17 protein-coding genes and 1 other RNA gene are annotated in these 20,264 nt (G+C 42.5%); 14 read left to right on the top strand and 4 right to left on the bottom strand.

Annotated features, from left to right (window positions below; all coding sequences use genetic code 11):
- The first annotated feature begins 49 nt into the window (after positions 1-49).
- Complete coding sequence (gene rsmI, locus IUZ65_RS14090; protein ID WP_195704311.1) at positions 50-916, top strand: 16S rRNA (cytidine(1402)-2'-O)-methyltransferase; 867 nt, start codon at positions 50-52, stop codon at positions 914-916.
- Between the two features lie 83 nt (positions 917-999).
- An RNA gene (gene rnpB / locus IUZ65_RS14085) (RNase P RNA component class A) lies at positions 1,000-1,409 on the top strand.
- A 100-nt stretch (positions 1,410-1,509) separates the two neighbouring features.
- Here the strand turns inward: rnpB and IUZ65_RS14080 are convergent.
- The 4 genes from IUZ65_RS14080 to IUZ65_RS14065 all read right to left on the bottom strand — a co-directional run bounded on the left by IUZ65_RS14080 (position 1,510) and on the right by IUZ65_RS14065 (position 5,537).
- The gene (locus IUZ65_RS14080) at positions 1,510-2,790 is read right to left on the bottom strand and encodes an LssY C-terminal domain-containing protein (RefSeq protein ID WP_195704310.1); all 1,281 of its coding nucleotides are present in this window, start codon (positions 2,788-2,790) and stop codon (positions 1,510-1,512) included.
- A gap of 15 nt (positions 2,791-2,805) precedes the next feature.
- The gene (locus IUZ65_RS14075; RefSeq protein WP_195704309.1) at positions 2,806-3,537 is read right to left on the bottom strand and encodes a glycosyltransferase; all 732 of its coding nucleotides are present in this window, start codon (positions 3,535-3,537) and stop codon (positions 2,806-2,808) included.
- 209 nt (positions 3,538-3,746) lie between these two features.
- Positions 3,747-4,526: a hypothetical protein gene (locus tag IUZ65_RS14070; RefSeq protein WP_195704308.1), complete on the bottom strand. Its 780-nt coding sequence runs from the start codon at positions 4,524-4,526 to the stop codon at positions 3,747-3,749.
- A gap of 75 nt (positions 4,527-4,601) precedes the next feature.
- Positions 4,602-5,537, bottom strand: a complete 936-nt coding sequence (locus IUZ65_RS14065; protein WP_195704307.1) for a hypothetical protein — start codon at positions 5,535-5,537, stop codon at positions 4,602-4,604.
- A 403-nt stretch (positions 5,538-5,940) separates the two neighbouring features.
- Between IUZ65_RS14065 and rsmH the strand changes: the two genes are divergently transcribed.
- From rsmH to ftsA, 12 genes are all read left to right on the top strand, one after another.
- Entirely contained in the window at positions 5,941-6,888 is a 948-nt protein-coding gene (gene rsmH, locus IUZ65_RS14060) for a 16S rRNA (cytosine(1402)-N(4))-methyltransferase RsmH (RefSeq protein WP_195704306.1), read from the top strand.
- A complete protein-coding gene (gene ftsL / locus IUZ65_RS14055) occupies positions 6,888-7,202 on the top strand; it encodes a cell division protein FtsL (protein WP_229638064.1) in 315 nt (104 codons plus the stop codon). The genes rsmH and ftsL overlap by 1 nt, the downstream gene beginning before the upstream one ends.
- 50 nt (positions 7,203-7,252) lie before the next feature.
- Positions 7,253-8,944 (top strand): penicillin-binding transpeptidase domain-containing protein, encoded by a 1,692-nt coding sequence (locus IUZ65_RS14050; protein ID WP_443083745.1) that lies wholly within the window; start codon positions 7,253-7,255, stop codon positions 8,942-8,944.
- A gap of 51 nt (positions 8,945-8,995) precedes the next feature.
- The gene (gene murE, locus IUZ65_RS14045; protein WP_195704304.1) at positions 8,996-10,525 is read left to right on the top strand and encodes a UDP-N-acetylmuramoyl-L-alanyl-D-glutamate--2,6-diaminopimelate ligase; all 1,530 of its coding nucleotides are present in this window, start codon (positions 8,996-8,998) and stop codon (positions 10,523-10,525) included.
- Entirely contained in the window at positions 10,522-11,883 is a 1,362-nt protein-coding gene (locus IUZ65_RS14040; RefSeq protein WP_195704303.1) for a UDP-N-acetylmuramoyl-tripeptide--D-alanyl-D-alanine ligase, read from the top strand. The genes murE and IUZ65_RS14040 overlap by 4 nt, the downstream gene beginning before the upstream one ends.
- The gene (gene mraY / locus IUZ65_RS14035; RefSeq protein WP_195704302.1) at positions 11,880-12,962 is read left to right on the top strand and encodes a phospho-N-acetylmuramoyl-pentapeptide-transferase; all 1,083 of its coding nucleotides are present in this window, start codon (positions 11,880-11,882) and stop codon (positions 12,960-12,962) included. The genes IUZ65_RS14040 and mraY overlap by 4 nt, the downstream gene beginning before the upstream one ends.
- A gap of 3 nt (positions 12,963-12,965) precedes the next feature.
- Positions 12,966-14,288 (top strand): UDP-N-acetylmuramoyl-L-alanine--D-glutamate ligase, encoded by a 1,323-nt coding sequence (gene murD / locus IUZ65_RS14030; protein ID WP_195704301.1) that lies wholly within the window; start codon positions 12,966-12,968, stop codon positions 14,286-14,288.
- Positions 14,289-14,300: 12 nt separating this feature from the next.
- A complete protein-coding gene (gene ftsW, locus IUZ65_RS14025) occupies positions 14,301-15,503 on the top strand; it encodes a cell division protein FtsW (protein WP_195704300.1) in 1,203 nt (400 codons plus the stop codon).
- Positions 15,490-16,554: an undecaprenyldiphospho-muramoylpentapeptide beta-N-acetylglucosaminyltransferase gene (gene murG / locus IUZ65_RS14020; protein WP_195704299.1), complete on the top strand. Its 1,065-nt coding sequence runs from the start codon at positions 15,490-15,492 to the stop codon at positions 16,552-16,554. Before ftsW ends, murG begins: the two co-directional genes overlap by 14 nt.
- Positions 16,555-16,567: 13 nt before the next feature.
- Positions 16,568-18,037, top strand: coding sequence for a UDP-N-acetylmuramate--L-alanine ligase (murC, locus tag IUZ65_RS14015; protein ID WP_195704298.1), 1,470 nt, complete (start codon positions 16,568-16,570; stop codon positions 18,035-18,037).
- Positions 18,038-18,198: 161 nt separating this feature from the next.
- Positions 18,199-19,002 (top strand): cell division protein FtsQ/DivIB, encoded by an 804-nt coding sequence (locus IUZ65_RS14010; RefSeq protein WP_229638063.1) that lies wholly within the window; start codon positions 18,199-18,201, stop codon positions 19,000-19,002.
- Positions 18,995-20,260: a cell division protein FtsA gene (gene ftsA / locus IUZ65_RS14005; protein WP_195704296.1), complete on the top strand. Its 1,266-nt coding sequence runs from the start codon at positions 18,995-18,997 to the stop codon at positions 20,258-20,260. Before IUZ65_RS14010 ends, ftsA begins: the two co-directional genes overlap by 8 nt.
- The last annotated feature ends 4 nt before the right edge of the window (positions 20,261-20,264 follow it).

The following is a 20,264-nucleotide window of genomic DNA, read 5'->3' as shown; positions in this document are numbered from 1 at the left end:
CTATGTGTAAAATTATCTCTATATTAATCGCTGAAGTGATGGTAAACAAATGACAGATAACAAAACTTTCCCGTCAGAGATCCCAACTCTCTACATTGTACCCACCCCAATTGGAAATTTGGGAGATATAACTCAGCGTGCCATTGAGGTCTTGTCCCGTGTAGATGTCATTGCCGCGGAAGATACTCGACATACAGGCAGGTTACTTTCCCATTTTAACATCCCAACGAAGACCTATGCCCTACATGATCATAACGAACAACAAAAAGCGCAAGTATTAGTTGATAGATTATTGCAAGGACAGTCAATTGCGCTTGTTTCTGACGCTGGTACACCACTAATAAGTGACCCAGGGTATCATTTAGTCAATAAATGTCGTCAAGCTGGTGTAAAAGTTGTTCCTCTACCAGGGGCATGTGCTTTTGTGACGGCGTTAAGTGCATCGGGTTTGCCTTCTGATAGGTTTAGTTTTGAGGGGTTTCTTCCCGCAAAAAGTAAAGGTCGTCAAGACAAGTTCAGGGAAATAGAGCGGGCTGAGCGAACCTGTATTTTTTATGAATCACCTCACCGTATAATGGATTCCCTCCAAGATATGCTTACGGTATTAGGGCCAGAGCGCATAGTGGTATTGGCCCGTGAACTGACGAAAACCTTTGAAACAATTCAAGGAATGCCTTTAGGGGATCTTATACCGTGGATCGAAGAAGATGATAATCGTAAGAGAGGTGAGATGGTTCTGCTTATCCATGGTTATCGAGAAGATGTTAAAGATGAAATTCCTGCAGAAGCATTGCGATTGTTGACATTACTCGTGGCTGAACTGCCTTTGAAGAAGGCCGCAGCTATCGTGGCTGAGACCCATGGATTGAAGAAAAATTTACTGTACAAATGGGGTTTGGAGAATTTCAGCTCATAATTTGGATTCTAAAATTCATTCGATTAAGAATTTGCTGTGCTATAAGCTCGACATCTCTAGTGGCTTCCGCTACAATCCGCGCCGGAGTTGACTGGGTAGTCGCCGCTTCGTTGATGTCCTACGGTTTATCCTGTGGAGACTGACGAAGGGGAGGAAAGTCCGGGCTCCATAGAGCAGGGTGCCAGGTAACGCCTGGGGGGCGCAAGCCCACGACAAGTGCAGCAGAGAGAAAACCGCCGATGGCTTTTCTTTTCGAAAGAAGAGACAAGCACAGGTAAGGGTGAAAGGGTGCGGTAAGAGCGCACCGTGCGTCTGGCAACAGTTCGTAGCAAGGTAAACTCCACCCGGAGCAAGACCAAATAGGCTTCCACATAGCGCGGCTCGTGTTAGGGAGCGGGTAGGTTGCTTGAGCCAGTGAGTGATTGCTGGCCTAGACGAATGGCTATCACCGCGCAAGCGGATACAGAACCCGGCTTACAGGTCGACTCCAACCATTTGTATTCACAAGGCCTCGCAGCTAATGCGAGGTCTTTGTGAAACAATCCCAATTGATACCTACCTTCGCATTTTGTCTAATTTAACCATTCAAAAAATTATGAATTAGTATTTAAAGACTTGTCTGTAATAATCACGACTCGACCATCTGAATAGTAATCATGTTGTTCGTCAAGAACCGTTGCTGCTATTGGCTTGATATAATTCGCCCCCCATCGCTCCGAGACCTGATGTATTCGCATTGCTATGGCGTCACGTTCCTGATCAACATTCGGTTCTATTTTGTGTAACACAGTGATTATTCCAGAGTAAGGCGTGATTTTTAATCCGTTGTCATAGCTAGCCGCTCCAACCCATATGGTTTGATTCGTTTTACTATCGATGCCAGCAAGCCACCATCGAATATGGTTGCGTTTCATTAAATCGCCGGGTAACTGAAAAGCCATGAGTTGTGGTGAACCTTGCCAAAATAGGTCCGATACAGGTGGCGTTTGGGCCTTAAGCAGTTCGAGGTAATCCGTCCATTCGATTTCATTACGTGAGAAAGTTTTGTTTTCTATCCAACCCAACGACAGCATCATTGGTTTTGGAGAGGACCCTATGTACACAATATTGATGGCTTGGGCATTGAAGTACGAGGATTTTCCTGGATAAGCTTTGTAGTCAAATTTGATTAATTCAATTTTTTCTGGTGGCTCACTGATTTTTTTCGATTGTTCTAAATCATCGGAGAACCAAAAAAAGTGACTGTAATTTGTAAACAGTAATGCCGCGGAAAAAATGGAAAATGACTTGATAGCCAAATATCGCCATTTTCTTTTATAACCGAAGTATAGAGTACCAATGAACAACATTAATGCGAGTATGCTGTATTTATGTTCAGCAATAAATATTTGTACGTCTTGTAGTATAGATAACTTCTCTAACCCATACGCTGCAAGGTAACCCCAAAGGACAAATTGTCCAACACCCAATAATAAACCAATCATGGAAAATAAAGTAAAACGTGGCCAAGTTATTCTGTTGCTCCCTGCCATAAATGGTACGACCCAAGCGATAGGTCCAAGTAAGCGAGCAAATGCCAATATGACATTCCCTTTTTTATACATCAAGCGTCGACAGCGGGCAAAAGCACGACGAGTCTTAGGAACGCATCGTATTAGTTTTTTTTGAACGGGCGAACCTACTTGATGACCAATAAAAAAACTAATCTGGTCGCCAATAAAGCCTCCGAGTAAAACAGCGATCACGCCTGACCAAACTCCTTGATGAAGTTGATAGCCCGCTGCCAACATGAAAGGCTCTCCGGGCACAAGTAGATTGGGGCCGATTACCGCATCTAGTAGTGCGCCAATAAAAAGGGTTGTTCCTTCAAACATTGTGCTGTCCTGACGTTATACACTTTCTTTGTAATGGCCGAATTTGTATTCCATTTCATTATTACGCATTTCGCCAAAGAAAAAACGACGTAGGTTGGCTTTCAAATAGGTTAAGCCCGTTTTGAAAGCACCATCTTGATCTAGTCGACGGGGGTCAAAATGAAATGTTAAAGGCAGAAGGCGGTAACGCCATGTTTTGCTAGCTTTTTTTACGTATTCACAATCTTCACAGAGTGTAATTTGCTCATCAAACCCTCCGATCTCTTGATGTACGCGTTTTGTCGCGAAAAGGCATGCCCCTACCGCTGTCGGGAAAAAAAACTGTGTGATGAATAAACCAAAATTAAAGCAGTAGTAGCCTAGTTTATATATCATCGGTAGGTCCTTGGCTCCCATATAGAATCCTGCTACCTCCAGTTTTTTTGTCTCTAGCTGATACAATGTGCGACTTAAAAAATCGGGTGGTAGCCTTACGTCTGCATCCAAAAAAAGCAACCGATTGTGCTTCGCTATTGATGCACCAGTATTCCTACCGAGGCTCACGCCTCTGGTTTCCATCTTGTGGATGGTAAGGTCGGGTAGGGTTTCTTCGTATGAACTTGCGATTTCTCTGGTTGTATCATCACTGTTTGAGTCGACTAGAATGACTTCGAAATCTTGATGACATTGTTTGCCAAGGTCTTCTAATAAATGACCAATTCGTTTTTCTTCATTAAGTGTAATGACGACGATGCTGATTGAGCTCATTGTTAACCCCATAGATATTGTTAATGACTATGGGAACAAAGGTACACCCCTATTCGTTAATGATTGTTGAACAGCTTATTCAGGTTAGGTTCATCTAGAAAATAGCGCAAAGAGGTTGTGATAGAAGCGGGTAGGATGGTTGAGCTCGGAAATAGACGAATAGTCATTACCTCGCGGTATTTTGCGAGGTCTTACCTTTACGAATTATATTACTGTTCTTGTGACTTTTTACTATCCAATATTGCCTGGATTCGGGGATTGATTTGGTTGCCGTGCTCTTGTCGATATTCTTCTTGTTTCTCATCGTTAAGGTTTCTAACCGAATTGGCGGCAAGAGCTTTAGGCATCTCTGTTCTAAGTTTACCTTTCTCCTGAAGCTTCATTGCCTCTAGGTAGAATTCTTTAAATCGTTTCGCTAGTTGGGTTTGTGAGAGCCGGCGTAGTTCGAAGCCTTTGTTCTGAATTATCCATTTTTCTATCTGACTTTGAGGTTCTTTATTGATGACTCTCATCTGAGCATCCATAAGTTCTGAAACGGTTAATTGGCCTTTTAATATGGTTAATTCACCCATAATAGGTGGCCAAGTCTCACCTCCTTGAAGGCGTTCGCGACAGTGCTGAATAATGCGCATTAACTCTTCTTCACTGAGACTATCAGCGAAATCAAGAAAGCGGCCAGTAGGACGTCCACCATAAGATTTTATCCATGTCGATTCATAAATACTTAGAAGTGTACCAAATATGTAGTTGCACCAATCGCTGGGTACTCTATCGCTTTCGTCTTGAATCGCGAGTTGACTTGGTACTTGACGAGCTTTACCCGGTGTTTTTTTAGATGGAGTGACCGGATGTTGCTTGCCTGAATCAGACGAAATGGCGGTATTTTTAGCTTTGCTAAGATGACTAATGCCATTATCAATACCGAGTTCACGCAGCTTTTTTTCCATCGAGGAAAAATCCATATTTTCAGGTTTTTTTGATTTGTTCATATTCTCGTCCGTAAACTGGCTTGGGTTAACTAGCCTTAGCAGCTAACTTGGTGTCGTGGCACCAATAATTGATGGCTAAAAATTTGGTTTTTTGCCTTGTGCTCTTAGGTACTCTCTAAACTCTTCTGAGGGACTTAAGTTTTTCCGCTGATTATTATTTTGATAGGTAAGCTGGCGGCGTTCTTCTGATTGCTTGCGATTTTCAACCGACTGCTTTTCGTTCACTATCCAGTATCGCAGCTTATTTAATAATTGGGTAATGGAGATATATTCATTGGCTCTAGACTTGTAGTAAACCACAAATTTTTCCCAAAAAAGCTTAGGATCAATCTGAAGACCTGCATGCATCAGCGTTTGTTGTGCCCATTCCGGAATATCATATTCATCTAGGTCATGTGTAGATAGGTAATTACTACCGCTATGCTTCGGTTTCGCTACCTTACTTCGTTTTTGAATAGGTTTAACATCGCCAACAAACGTTTTTAAATCGCCCGCTTGCTTAGCCTGATCAAGCCAGCCTTCAAAGTCACGTTCCAGTCTAATTAAGTTTGTGGTTTGAGTGTTGTTTTCTCGAGCAAATTTCTGCCAAATAGAGTCACGACTTGCCATTGGAATATTGTAAAGGCCAAAAAATCGACCAGTCCAACTAGGTGCGTTAGATTGCTCCATTGGTTTAATTGTTGCGGGGGCGTTTTGAACCATATCTGTCGGAGTATAAACGGGTAATTGAACAGTCGTTGAATTATCCGAAAGAAGCAATTTAAACCAATGAACCTCACGGCCCATTCTTCTCTCTACTTGGGTTTTTTCTAGGAAACCTTGATTGGCGATTGAAGTAAGAGTGTTGGCCAACTTAAATTCGTTGGAAAGACATTCTTGGGCAATGTCCTTTAGTTCAAACGAGACCATGCCCTCATTATTGGCCATATCTGCCAATTTCAATAACACCAATTTTTCATCGGTAGATTCTAGGGATTTGTCCCATGCATAAAACGTGTATTTTGAACTCAAAAAATATCTCCTCGGCAGAGTTCTAATTCTAACCTCTGAGCTCAATATAAACAAACTTACATGGCTCCTCACAACCTCTATTATTTAGGTATAAATATGTATCATTGGAATGAGGCTCGTGACCGTATCTGTTTGCGGGACAAAGGAGATCGTTGTTATACTCTGGCCTTTGCTGTTGTTAGCTATACTATTAGCAGGCATTAGATATAAAGGTGAAAAACCGTTCTGAAAAGTCTGTTTTGAGCCGTTAGACTCACAACTCAATAGTGAGTTACCCATATATAGTGATTTATTGCAGAGAATTTACTTTAATAAACGTATTGTTACTGGCTAGAACAGAGCAATTCGGTACACTATAACGTTAACACTCCAAACTGAAGCCCCAAGGAAACGAGCACCTGTCATGACCGAACCATTCCAACATATTTCTGTATTACTTAATGAATCTATCGATGGTTTAGCGATTAAACCAGACGGCGTATATATCGATGGTACATTTGGTCGTGGAGGGCATAGCCGCACTATTTTGTCTAAACTAGGTGGAAACGGCCGTCTTTTTAGTATTGACCGAGATCCAACGGCTATAGCGGAAGCGAATAAAATAAATGACCCGCGCTTTACCATCATTCATGGGCCTTTTTCTAAAATGGCCGATTATGCTGAAGATTTCGGCCTTACCGGTAAGGTCGATGGTGTTTTGCTTGATCTTGGTGTCTCTTCACCACAGTTAGATGACGCTGAACGTGGCTTCAGCTTTATGAAAGATGGTCCGCTAGATATGAGAATGGATCCGACGACAGGTATTTCTGCGTCTCAGTGGTTAATGCAAGCCGATGTCGATGATATATCCTGGGTATTAAAAGAATTTGGTGAAGAGAGATTTGCAAAGCGTATTGCCCGCGCCATTATTGCGCATCGTGAAGATGATGAAAAAGAACCGCTAAGCCGTACTAGCCATTTGGCTAAACTTATTTCAGATGCCTCTCCGTCAAGAGAGAAAAAGAAACATCCTGCCACACGAAGCTTTCAAGCAATTAGAATCTATATCAATAGTGAGCTTGAAGAAATTGATACCGCACTTAAAGGTGCACTGAGCGTTTTGGCTCCAGAGGGAAGACTTTCTGTTATCAGTTTTCATTCTCTAGAAGATCGAATGGTTAAACGCTTTATGAGAAAAGAGAGTCGAGGACCTGAAGTTCCACACGGGATACCACTGACTGAAGACCAAATAAAAAAATTGGGCAGTGCTGCACTTAAAACGGTCAGCAAGGCGATTAAACCATCGAGTCAAGAAGTAGAAGTAAATAACCGTTCTCGTAGTTCAATGCTAAGGATTGCAGAGAAATTATAATGGAGAACAAGCCTAATCTTGCCAAGCTTATTGTATTCGATATATTCAGGATTGGAGTAGTCCCCTTTATTTTGCTGGTGGCGATATTTATCACCGCCATGGGGGTGGTATTCAATACCCATGAAACTCGACGCTCTATAACAGAGAAAGATCAGGCCTACGAAGAGCGGGAACGTCTCGATAATGAATGGCGAAATTTGATATTGGAAGAAAATGCACTTGCGGAACATAGCCGGGTTCAAAAAATGGCGGTTGAAGACCTAGAAATGAAACGTCCTGATGCGGATAAAGAAGTGGTGATTTCTTCCAAATGAATACAAAAAAAGTGGTAAAGCGAGCGAAAAGTTCTGCGAATAAAAAGCCAATAAATAAACGCATAGAAAAAAAAGAAGAGGTACTTCTGATACCTTGGCGTTTTTATATCGTTATCGCTTTTGTGTTTATCGTGTTTTCTGCGCTTGTAGCGCGAGTGGCTTATATTCAGGTTATTAAGCCAGATGATCTGATTAGACAAGGTGACTTACGTTCAGTCCGTGTTAAATCCATTCCTTCAGCCCGAGGCATCATATCCGATAAAAATGGTGAACAACTAGCGGTAAGCGTGCCCGTACAGGCTGTTTGGGCCGATCCTGTCGCCATTTTTAAAGCGGGTGGTTTTGAAGAATTAAACCGATGGTATGCCTTAGCTGATGTGCTGGGGATAAAACGCGACGTGTTACTGAAAAAAATAGAGGGCAACAAGAAAAGGCGCTTTATCTATTTGCAGCGGCAAGTAAGCTCAGCGATGGCAAATTATATAAGTGAACTTAAGTTGACGGGAGTTGGCTTAAACAAAGAATCTCGTCGTTATTATCCCACCGGTGAAGTGAGTGCTCACGTTATTGGTGTAACTGGTATTGATGACCATGGTTTAGAGGGTGTTGAACGTAGTTACGACTCATACTTGACGGGTGAGGCGGGTAAGAAAACGATACGGAAAGACAGACACGGTAGGGTGGTTGAAAATATTGCTCTCAATGAGCGAAAACAAGGTAAACCAATACAGCTAACCATAGACCAACGTCTTCAGGCTATATCCTATCAAGCGATCAAACAAGCGGTTGCAGATTACCGTGCAACATCAGGTTCAATTATTATTTTAGACGTTGATACTGGTGGGGTCTTGGCGATGGTGAATGCACCATCCTATAATCCCAACAATAAAGGTCAGTTGCAAAGCTTTAAGATGCGAAATCGAACCATTACGGATTCTATGGAACCGGGTTCCACCATGAAGCCATTTGTCGTATTGGCTGCGCTAGAAAACGGTACCGCAGACTATGAAACGGTTGTTGATACCGGTAACGGTCTTATGCAGATTGGCGGCAGTCGCGTTAGGGATAGCTCTAAAGTTGGTAAAGCGAACCTTGCTACTATACTGAAAAAATCAAGTAATATAGGTGTCGCAAAACTGGCGTTAGATATGCCATTGGATGCCCTATTAGGAATGTACAGCTCTGTCGGTTTTGGATCGGTAAGTGGTGTTGATCTTATCGGTGAAACCGAGGGGCTTTTTCCTGATCGCCGCCGTTGGTCGAAATTTGAGATCGCCACATTAGCATTCGGCTACGGTATTGCCGTTACGCCCATTCAACTAGCACATGCCTATGCTACGCTTGGTAGCCATGGCCTGTACCGAGCGCTTCATATCGTCAACGATAATAAATTTGAACACTCTCAACGTGTGATGAGTGAAGAGCATTCTATGAGGGTATTAGAAATGCTCGAAGGTGTGACACAACAAGGTGGCACCGCCACTCGAGCCGCTGTGTCAGGTTACCGAATTGCTGCGAAAACAGGTACCTCTAGAAAAGCAATCGCTGGTGGTTACAGTGATGAGTATGTGGCAATCGTAGCGGGTGTCGCACCTGTCAGTAACCCGAGAGTTGCCATGGTTGTTGTCGTTAATGAACCTCAGGGCGACCAATACTATGGCGGTACTGTTGCAGGACCAGTGTTCTCGGATGTAATGAGGTCAACACTGCAAATTCTAAACGTGGCTCCGGATGCCAAATAAGCGGTAGGGTTTCGTTGTAAAATTTAGACTAAATATTGAAGGACAAACTTTATGCTTAACAAGCAAAGTTTACTGTCGCTTTTATCTCCTTGGTTAGAGAGTCATGAGAAAGAGAATAAAGAGTCAGCGAGTAAAGTGTTTGATGATAAGAATGACTTTTTGCAAGGAATAGAAGTCGTTAACTTGGAGTTAGATAGTCGCAAAGTTCGCAAAGGTGATACCTTTGTTGCGATCTTAGGGCATGCAATCGACGGTAGAGCGTTTATTGATAAAGCGGTCGAAAAAGGCGCGAATGCTGTGATCGCTCAGGCCTGTCAAGAGCATGTTCATGGTACGGTGGAGTATCATAATGGCTGCCCAATTATCTACATTGAACAACTTAATCTTCATTTATCTGATTTGTCTAGTCGGATTTATTTGTGTAATTCAAAACTGATTGCTGTGACTGGGACGAATGGAAAAACAACCATTACTCAGCTTATTGCCCAGTGGATCGAATTAGTAGAAAAACGTGCGGCGGTGATGGGTACGACAGGGAATGGTTTTCTAGAAAACCTGCAAGTATCAGCCAATACGACAGGCAGTGCGATTGATATCCATAGAACATTAGCACAACTTTCCGATTTAGGTGCCGATTATGCAGCACTTGAAGTTTCCTCCCATGGATTGGTTCAAGGACGAGTAAAGGCCTTACCTTTTTCAGCTGGCGTATTTACCAATCTAAGTAGAGACCACCTTGATTACCATGGGACGATGGAAGCGTACGCAGAGGCTAAACTGGCGCTTTTTACACAGCACCATTGTAACAAAGCAATCATCAATGCTGACGACGAAGTTGGTGTTCAATGGTTGACTCAACTTCCGCAAGCCGTTGCCGTTTCTATTGAAAGTCAGCCATCTCATGTGCTTTCTTTATGGGCGAGAAGTGTTGAGTATTCTGACTCTGGGATCCGATTGTCTATTGACGGCAGCTGGGGGGACGGTGAGTTTACCGTACCATTGATAGGTGAGTTCAACGCCTCTAATGTATTACTCAGTTTAGCTACCTTGCTGTCGTTAGGTTTTGACAAGCAAGTGTTATTAGATTGCGCTAAAAACCTGCAACCCGTCATCGGAAGGATGGAGCTTTTTCAGGCTGAAAATAGAGCCAAAATAGTGGTTGATTATGCACATACTCCAGATGCCTTAGAAAAGGCATTGATGGCACTTCGAGTGCACTGTGTAGGCCAACTATGGGTTATTTTTGGTTGTGGTGGAGATAGAGATACTGGTAAACGACCTATGATGGCCGAGATAGCGGAACGTTTGGCAGACCATGTGATTTTAACTGACGATAACCCACGTAATGAAGATCCTAGAAGTATATTTAAAGACATGCTTGCTGGGCTAAATACTCCTCATCTTGTTCAGACAGAGCATGACCGATATCAGGCGTTACTATTGGCAAGTGACAACGCCAATAGTAACGACATTATTCTTTTAGCAGGTAAAGGGCACGAAGATTATCAAGTGCTCGAGAATGAAACCATACACTATTCTGATCGCGAATCTGCTTTTAAGATATTAGGAATAAATCAATGATTGCTACCTCATTAAGAGCCATTGCTGACGCCTTAAATACAGAAACAATAGGGGGAGATACGCTCATAAATTCGGTATCTACGGATACGAGAACGATTCATCCAGGATCGTTATTTATTGCATTAGTGGGTGAAAACTTTGATGCACATAATTTTTGTCAAAAAGCGAAGGAAAGCGGAGCCAGCGCGCTTTTAGTGGAAAGGAAATTACCTGTAGAACTACCTCAAATAGTGGTTCAAGATACCCGGTTGGCGTTAGGTAGATTGGCGTCTTGGGTTCATAAACAGTGCGATATAAAAACTGTTGCGATTACAGGAAGCTGTGGAAAAACGACCGTTAAGGAAATGGCTTCTTCCATCTTAAGTTTAAAAGGTAAGGTCCTAGCTACCGCTGGAAACTTTAATAACGACATTGGTGTCCCATTAACATTATTACGTTCTCAGCCAGATTTTGACTATGCAGTTATTGAATTAGGCGCTAATCATCTTGGTGAAATTGCCTATACCACCGATCTGGTTAGGCCAAGTGTTGCACTAGTAAATAATGTAGCTGCAGCGCATTTAGAAGGCTTTGGTTCTATAGATGGTGTTAAGGAGGCGAAAGGCGAGATATATAACGGTCTTTCTGCTGGTGATATCGCCATCGTTAATTTAGATAGCCAGGGAGAGGAGCTATGGGAACAGGTGCTATCAAATAAGCGCATTCTCTCTTTTTCCATGTCGAATATCTCGGCAAATTACTATGCGAAAAATTGTCAATTAAACAACCAAGGGTATGCGAGTTTTACAATGCATACTCCTGTGGGGGAGATTGACGTTCAGCTCTCGGTTGTTGGTGAACATAATGTACCCAATGCTTTAGCAGCAACAGCGTTAACTATGGCATTGGGCTCTTCACTTACAGATGTGGCTAAGGGTTTGGCTACGGTAGTGAACGTGAAAGGCCGTGTAGAAATCATCCAACTAAGTGATGCAATTAGGTTAATAGATGATAGCTATAACGCGAGTGTTCCTGCTATGAGAGCCGCCGTTAAGCTGCTTTCTTCATATATGGGCACTCGTTGGCTTGTTCTCGGTTATATGGCTGAATTAGGTCAAGAAAGTCTTGAATTTCATCGTCAACTCGGAGAATATGCAGCTCAATTTAATTTTGAGAATGTGCTGACCTTTGGTGATGAAGCAAAAGTGATTAGTGATATTTGCCAAGGCCTACATTTTTCTACACACAGTGAGTTGATTGATTATATGTGGCAGCAGTTGCAAAAAACACCGAAGCACGTTCATACTGTGTTGATAAAAGGAGCAAACGGCGCACATATGAGTGCTGTGGCCGAAGCTTTAAAGGAGAAGCATAAATGATCATCTGGCTTGCGGAATTACTACAGCCATATTTCTCGTTCTTTCGACTATTTGAATATCTATCGTTTAGATCAATCTTAAGTGTAATCACCGCTCTCAGTCTCTCTTTGTGGATGGGACCTAGGTTGATAGCACGGTTACAGCTGTTGCAGATAGGTCAAATAGTTAGAAATGATGGGCCTGAATCTCATTTCAGCAAACGTGGTACACCAACAATGGGCGGCATAATGATTTTGGCCTCCATTATCATCACTGTTCTTTTATGGGCCGATCTTTCCAATATCTATGTTTGGGCTGTGATATCAGTACTTTTAGGTTATGGTGCAGTAGGGTTTGTCGACGACTACCGCAAGGTAGTAAGGAAAGACCCGGCAGGTTTAATCGCGAGATGGAAGTATTTTTGGCAATCTGCCATTGCTTTGGTTGTTGCTTTTGCACTTTATGCACACGGCAAAGATACATCTGCTACCCAGCTTGTTGTTCCATTTTTTAAAGATGTTATGCCTCAATTAGGGTTGCTTTATATTGTTTTGACCTATTTTGTGATCGTTGGCACCAGTAATGCGGTGAACCTTACTGATGGTCTAGATGGTTTGGCAATTATGCCTACGGTGTTGGTGTCTGGTGGATTTGCCGCCATCGCTTGGGCAACAGGTAATGTTAATTTTTCTCAATACTTACATATACCTCATATTCCATTGGCCAGTGAGTTAGTCATAGTATGCACTGCGATGGTTGGTGCTGGTTTAGGTTTTCTTTGGTTCAATACCTACCCAGCGCAAGTATTTATGGGTGATGTTGGTTCATTAGCATTAGGTGGTGCGTTAGGTACTATTGCTGTGTTGGTTCGCCAAGAGTTCATCCTTGTCATCATGGGTGGCGTTTTTGTGATGGAAACCTTGTCTGTTATTTTGCAAGTGGGCTCCTACAAATTGCGTGGCCAAAGGGTCTTTAGAATGGCACCAATACACCATCACTATGAACTTAAAGGCTGGCCTGAACCTCGTGTTATCGTTCGGTTTTGGATTATATCCATTGTTTTAGTTTTAGTTGGTTTGGCCACACTGAAGGTTCGATAAGAAATGGATCATTGGAACGGAATTAAAAACGTCGTTGTTGTAGGGCTCGGTATTACCGGGCTCTCTGTCGTTAAGCACCTATTGAAACTGAATAAAGCTCTAAATATTAAGGTAATAGATACAAGAATAAACCCTCCAGGCAAAGATAAACTTACCAGCAATATTGAACTGCATACGGCAAGTTGGAATATTGATTGGTTACTTGCTGCGGAACTAGTGGTTGTTAATCCTGGGATCGCGTTGGCGACACCTGAAATACAGCAAGTGATTAATAAAGGCATACCTGTAGTTGGAGATATTGAACTGTTTGCTTGGTCTGTTGAAGCCCCAGTTATTGCAATTACAGGTTCAAATGGTAAAAGCACAGTTACGGATCTGGCGGGTGTGCTTGCACAAACCTCAGATATGAAGGTCGGTGTTGGTGGTAACATTGGTGTTCCAGCTTTAGAGTTACTTAATGAACCATGTGATTTATATATTCTTGAATTATCGAGTTTTCAGCTAGAAACGACTTCTAATCTAGATCTTGTTGCTGCTGCATTTCTTAATCTGTCTGAGGACCATATGGATCGCTATGATGGAATGGCTTCGTACAGAGGTGCAAAATTAAGAATATTCGATCATGCCAAGAATTTAGTGGTGAATGAAGGTGATAGTCAAACGTATCCAGATCATCTTGCTCCAGATCAAAATCTGGTTAGTTTTGGACTGGAGTCTGGGCAATTTACTATCTTATCTATTGATGGCGTTGATTGGTTGTCTAATGGCTCCGCCGCTATTATGCCTGTGAGTGAACTGTCTTTGGTCGGTAAACATAACGTGGTGAACGTATTGACCGTTCTTGCTCTGTTAGACTGTGTCGGTATTGAAAATAAAAAAGTGTTACCAGCACTTAAGTCTTACAATGGTTTGACACACAGATGCCAGGTAGTGATGGATAATCGAAATATTCAGTGGGTTAATGATTCTAAAGCAACAAACGTTGCCAGCACATTAGCGGCACTTTCAGGGTTAGCTATTCAAGGGACGCTTCATCTGTTAGTCGGTGGCATTGGAAAGGGAGCTGACTTTTCAGAGCTTGCTCCAGAATTAGCCAAGTTGAACGTGAAACTTTACTGTTTTGGTCAAGACGGCGATCAATTGATGGTGTTACATTCATCTGCCACTCGTTGGAATAGTATCGATGAAATTATTGAGGCAATTGTACCGAAATTAGAGAGTGGTGATATGGTGATGCTCTCTCCAGCTTGCGCGAGCCTGGATCAGTATAAAAATTTTATGGCTAGAGGGGATGCGTTTACCCAGTTAGCGAAACGATACGCTTAGGAAGAGTGATTGGTGTCGAGATTAGGGTTTATTAAAGAGAGAATAAGAAACTTAGGACGCTCTAACGCTCCAGAGGTTTTATTTGATCGTCAATTGGTCTGGATTTCTCTTTGCTTAATGCTTGTGGGACTGGTAATGGTGACCTCTGCGTCATTTCCAATTAGTACGCGTTTAACCGAGCAGCCTTTTCATTTTATGCTCCGCCATGGTGTTTTTCTCTGCTTAGCGCTGTCGGTTTCCGCTGTGGTATTGCAGATCCCTTTAGAAAAATGGCTTAGGTATAGCACGCTGTTGCTTTCCGCCTCAATAGTACTTTTGGTTATCGTATTAATAGCTGGCAAGTCGGTGAATGGCGCGTCGAGATGGATTTCTCTTGGTATATTTAATTTACAGCCAGCTGAGGTAGCAAAACTCTCTTTATTTATCTTTATGGCTGGGTATTTTGTTCGAAAAGGTGATGAGATAAGACGCACCTTTTTTAGCGGGTTTATGAAGCCGCTTATTATTTTTGGTGTGCTAGCCGTGTTGCTTTTAGGGCAGCCAGATCTCGGTACTGTCGTTGTTATGCTGGTTACTTTGTTCGCAATGTTATTTATAGCAGGAGCGAAGTTATGGCAATTTATTGCGTTAATGATGGTTGGGATTGGTGGTGTCGCACTGCTTATTTTTATAGAACCTTATCGAATGCGCCGAGTCACCTCTTTTTGGGACCCGTGGGATGACCCGTTTGGCAGTGGTTACCAACTAACTCAGTCACTAATGGCCTTTGGGCGTGGTAACTGGTTTGGACAAGGGCTCGGTAATTCTGTTCAAAAGTTGGAGTACCTTCCGGAGGCTCATACCGATTTTGTTTTTGCAGTTATAGCCGAAGAGCTAGGATTTGTTGGTGTTACTATCATTCTAATATTGATCTTCGCTCTAGTGGTTAAGGCCATTTTGATTGGTAAAAAAGCCCTAGAAGCGAATGAACAATTTGGCGGCTACCTTGCTTTTGGAATTGGTGTGTGGTTTGCGTTTCAATCTATGGTTAATGTGGGGGCTTCGGCGGGAATCGTTCCAACTAAAGGATTGACGTTACCACTGATTAGTTACGGTGGTTCGAGTCTAATTATTATGTCTATCGCGGTATCTATATTATTGCGTATCGATCACGAATGTCGCCTCTCGGCGCTAGACACACAAAATAAAGAACAGATTAATAATGAAGAAGAATAGTAAACGATTACTTGTTATGGCCGGTGGTACTGGCGGCCATGTTTTTCCTGGACTAGCGGTTGCAAAACAGTTACAGCAACAAGGTTGGGAAATCCGTTGGTTAGGTACGGCTGATCGCATGGAGGCCGATTTGGTGCCTCAACATGGTATTGAGATTGACTTTATTAAAGTAAAAGGTCTACGCGGGCAAGGGGTCAGTAAGCTACTCAAAGCGCCGTTTCAGATCGTGAACGCTATCATTCAAGCCAGACGTCATATTAAGAAATGGCAACCTGATGTCGTGTTAGGTATGGGCGGTTACGTTAGTGGGCCGGGTGGTATCGCGGCATGGCTTTCTGGCATCCCAGTTGTCCTGCATGAACAGAATGCCGTTGCCGGATTAACGAATCAATGGCTATCCAAGATCGCCAAAAAAGTCTTTCAAGCCTTTCCTGGCGCATTTAGCCAGGCTGAAGTGGTTGGAAATCCAGTAAGAGAAGACGTCACGGAACTAGTAAGCCCTGAAGAGCGGTTTTCTGCACGCTCAGGGCCATTAAGAATCTTAGTTATGGGTGGCAGTCAAGGTGCACAAATTCTCAACACGACACTACCCGAAGTAATGAAAAATCTTGGTAATGACTATACAATTTGCCACCAAGTAGGTAAAAAAAATAAAGAAAAGGTTCAGTTAGCTTATCGGGACATGGGCGTAACGCAAGCGGAGGTGACCGAGTTTATCGATGATGTTGCCGCTGTTTACGCATGGGCTGACATTGTCGTTTGTCGATCAGGGGCTTTGACGGTCTCAGAGGTATCTGCCGCAGGCGTAGGTGCTATCTTCATTCCTTTTATGCATAAAGACCGACAACAAGCTTTGAATGCTGACCACTTAATCGAGTGTGGTGCAGCAAAAATGATAGAACAACCTGATTTAAGCGTTGGTAGCTTAACAGAGGTTATATCAACACTGGACAGAAATGATTTGTTAACAATGGCTATCAATGCAAGACGAGCTGCCAAGCTCAATGCAGATAAAACCGTTGCAAAGGCAATCGTCGCCTTAACTGAATAATGAGAAAGATTTAATGACCCTAGACCATACTCAAGACCTATCAAAAATTAGAGCTGTTGTCCCTGAAATGCGCAGAGTGAAATGTATTCACTTTGTTGGCATCGGGGGAGCCGGAATGAGTGGTATTGCTGAAGTTCTTCTTAACGAAGGCTATCAAATTACTGGTTCTGACTTAGCCGCCAATCAAGTGACTGAGAGATTAAGTAGTAAAGGTGCGGAAATTTTCTTTGGTCATTCCGAATCGAATATTGCAAAAGCGAGTGTTGTCGTTGTTTCTACTGCAATTACAAAAGACAATCCAGAACTTGTAGCCGCGAAACAAAAACGTATACCAGTGGTTCAGCGAGCGGAAATGCTTGCCGAACTTATGCGCTTTCGACATGGTATTGCCGTTGCGGGTACACATGGTAAAACAACCACAACCGCGTTGGTCACTCAGATTTATTTTGAAGCAGGGATGGACCCTACTTTTGTTAATGGTGGCTTGGTGAAAAGTGCTGGTACTAACGCTCGTCTTGGTTCAAGCCGAATCTTGATTGCAGAAGCGGATGAAAGCGATGCTTCCTTTCTTTACCTTCAACCAATGGTCAGTATTGTGACCAATATAGAAGCTGACCATATGGACACATATGGCGGTGACTTTGAGGTTCTCAAGCAGACCTTTATCGATTTTTTGCACAATCTTCCCTTTTATGGACAAGCGATTGTTTGTATTGATGACCCGGTCGTACGCGACCTTATTCCTCAGATTAGCCGCCAAGTGATTACCTATGGCTTCTCTGAAGATGCCGACGTCCGTATAGAAAATTATTCCCAAGAAGGTCAACAAGGAAAGTTTACAGTTAAACGTGAAGGAAAAGCGCCTTTGCGTATTACTCTAAATATGCCTGGTAAACACAATGCCTTGAACGCATCAGCCGCCATTGCAGTTGCAACAGAGGACGATATATCTGACGAAGCAATTATGAATGCAATGGTCGATACGGAAGGAACCGGTCGTCGATTTGAACATCTAGGTGAATTCAACACGGGTAACGGCAATGTAATGCTTGTTGATGATTATGGTCATCATCCAAGTGAAGTCGATGTTACGATTCAAGCTGCACGAGCAGGCTGGACAGATAAACGATTAGTTATGATTTTCCAACCACATCGCTATAGCCGTACCCGAGATCTATATGACGACTTTGCAAATGTTTTGGAAAATGTGGATCTTCTTATCATGCTTGATGTTTATTCGGCCGGTGAGAAACCAATTAATGGTGCCGATAGCCGGGCTTTGTGTAGGACGATTCGTTCTAGAGGGAAAATCGACCCTGTTTTTGTCGCAAATCAGAACGCATTACCATCAGTATTAGCGAACCTAATGCAAGATGGAGATTTGATTTTAACTCAAGGTGCTGGTGATGTAGGTAAAGTAGCCAAGAGTCTGGCCGCGTTAAAACTTGATATAAACGACATGCAAAGTAATAAGTCGTCTTAGATTTGTTCCAAATGCTATTTTTTAAGGCAGTAAGATCGAATATTCTTCTGCTAAGGGTAGATACTTTGGGCAGTCTAAGTATAATTTGTTAGTTAAATTATACGCATTATTAGTTAAGTCTATTGATATGGATATCACTTATTAAAGCTAATGAATTAAATTTGATGAATAAAGCGGTAAGTGAATTTGACTATGAAGGTCTAAATACCACCAGTCAAATAAGTAAAACAAAAAAGCATGCTGTTGGTGGCATGTTCTTGCTGTTAGTATTGTTGTCCATAGGTTTATTGTTGCAATCAACCATAAGTTGGATGCTTGATGAACAACGTCTCCCCTTATCAAAATTAGTGCTGCAGGGTGAACTTGAATACGTTTCAGGTAAAGATGTACAGCTTGCGTTACGAAGTATGGATAACGTGGGCACGTTCATGTCGCAAGATGTAGATGTATTGCAACAAGTCATTGTTGCAATACCATGGGTTGCTCAGGCTTCAATTAGAAAACAATGGCCGGATTTAGTTAAAATATATTTGGTAGAGCACAAGGCTTCTGCTATTTGGAATGGCAATTCGCTACTGAATACGTCTGGTGATGTATTTAACGCTGACATTGCTGAGTTGAAAGAGGATAGAGTCAAGCTCTATGGTCCAGAAGGTAGTAGTCGCGGTGTACTGGATACATGGCGGCAAGTTAGCCCGATGTTCGCACCTTTAGGTCTCAAAATTACCTCTTTGGTGCTTAACGACCGTCATGCTTGGCAAATTATATTAGATAATGGTATTCGTCTTGAATTAGGCAAAGAATCATTGATTGAACGGGTGGCGCGTTTTACGTCACTTTATTATCGGTTAGGTAATGAGTCTCAGCGCGTTAGCTATGTCGATCTTAGATATGATACCGGGGCGGCAGTTGGCTGGTTTCCGGATAATGAATTAGAAGAAGAGCAAGAGAAATTAAATGACTAAAAATGCAGACGATAATATTATTGTTGGTCTAGATATTGGCACTGCAAGCGTATCTGCATTAGTTGGTGAATTATTACCCGACGGTCAAGTTAACATTATAGGCGCGGGTAGTAGTCCTTCTCGTGGAATGGATAAGGGCGGAGTCAATGATCTAGAATCCGTTGTGAAGTCAGTACAAAGAGCGGTAGATCAAGCCGAGCTTATGGCTGAGTGTAAAATTAGCAACGTATTTATCTCGTTGTCGGGCAGACATATTGCCAGTCGGATAGAAAAAGGAATGGGGACAATCGCTGATGAAGAGGTTTCCCAAGATGACATGGACAGAGCAATTCATACGGCTAAGTCGATTAAAATTGGTGAAGAACAGCGAATTTTACATGTCATACCTCAAGAGTTTACGATTGACTACCAAGAAGGGATTAAAAACCCACTAGGTTTGTCTGGTGTACGCATGGAAGTTAGCGTTCACTTGATTTCTTGCCATAATGATATGGCAAGAAATATTATAAAAGCCGTTGAGCGATGCGACTTGAAGGTTGATCAACTGGTTTTTTCTGGTTTAGCGTCAAGTAATGCAGTGATTACTGAAGATGAAAGAGAGTTAGGCGTCTGTGTTGTTGATATCGGAGCTGGTACTATGGATGTATCCATATGGACTGGCGGCGCATTGAGACACACTGAAGTATTTTCTTACGCGGGTAACTCAGTAACGAGTGATATAGCTTTTGCTTTTGGTACGCCGGTTGGTGACGCTGAAGAGATTAAAGTAAAATATGGCTGTGCATTGAGCGAGTTAGTGAGCAAAGATGACACGGTTAATGTACCAAGCGTTGGTGGGAGACCATCAAGAATTTTAAAGCGTCAGGAACTTTCTGGCGTTATTGAAGCACGTTATGCTGAATTAATGGGCTTCATCAATCAGTCTGTTAATACCGTTCAAGCTCAATTAAGAGAAGATGGTATCAAGCATCACCTAGCGGCAGGCATTGTATTAACCGGTGGTGCTTCGCAAATGGAAGGTCTGGTTGAATGCGCTGAACGAATTTTTGGCGCAAATCGAGTTAGAGTCGGTAAGCCTATAGAGGTTAGCGGACTTACAGACTATGTTAAAGAGCCGTATCATTCTACGGCTGTGGGATTACTTCATTACGCAAAAGATAGCCAAATGAATGACGATGGTGAATATAGTGAACCAAAACGTTCCTCATTTACTTCATTCTTTAGTAGAATGCGTAATTGGATACAAAAAGAGTTTTAACCTG

It is taken from the genome of Vibrio sp. VB16, from assembly GCF_015594925.2.
In the GTDB taxonomy this organism is placed as follows: Bacteria; Pseudomonadota; Gammaproteobacteria; order Enterobacterales; family Vibrionaceae; genus Vibrio.
Note: the sequence above shows the minus strand (reverse complement) of the source record. Positions and strands in the feature narration are given on the sequence as shown.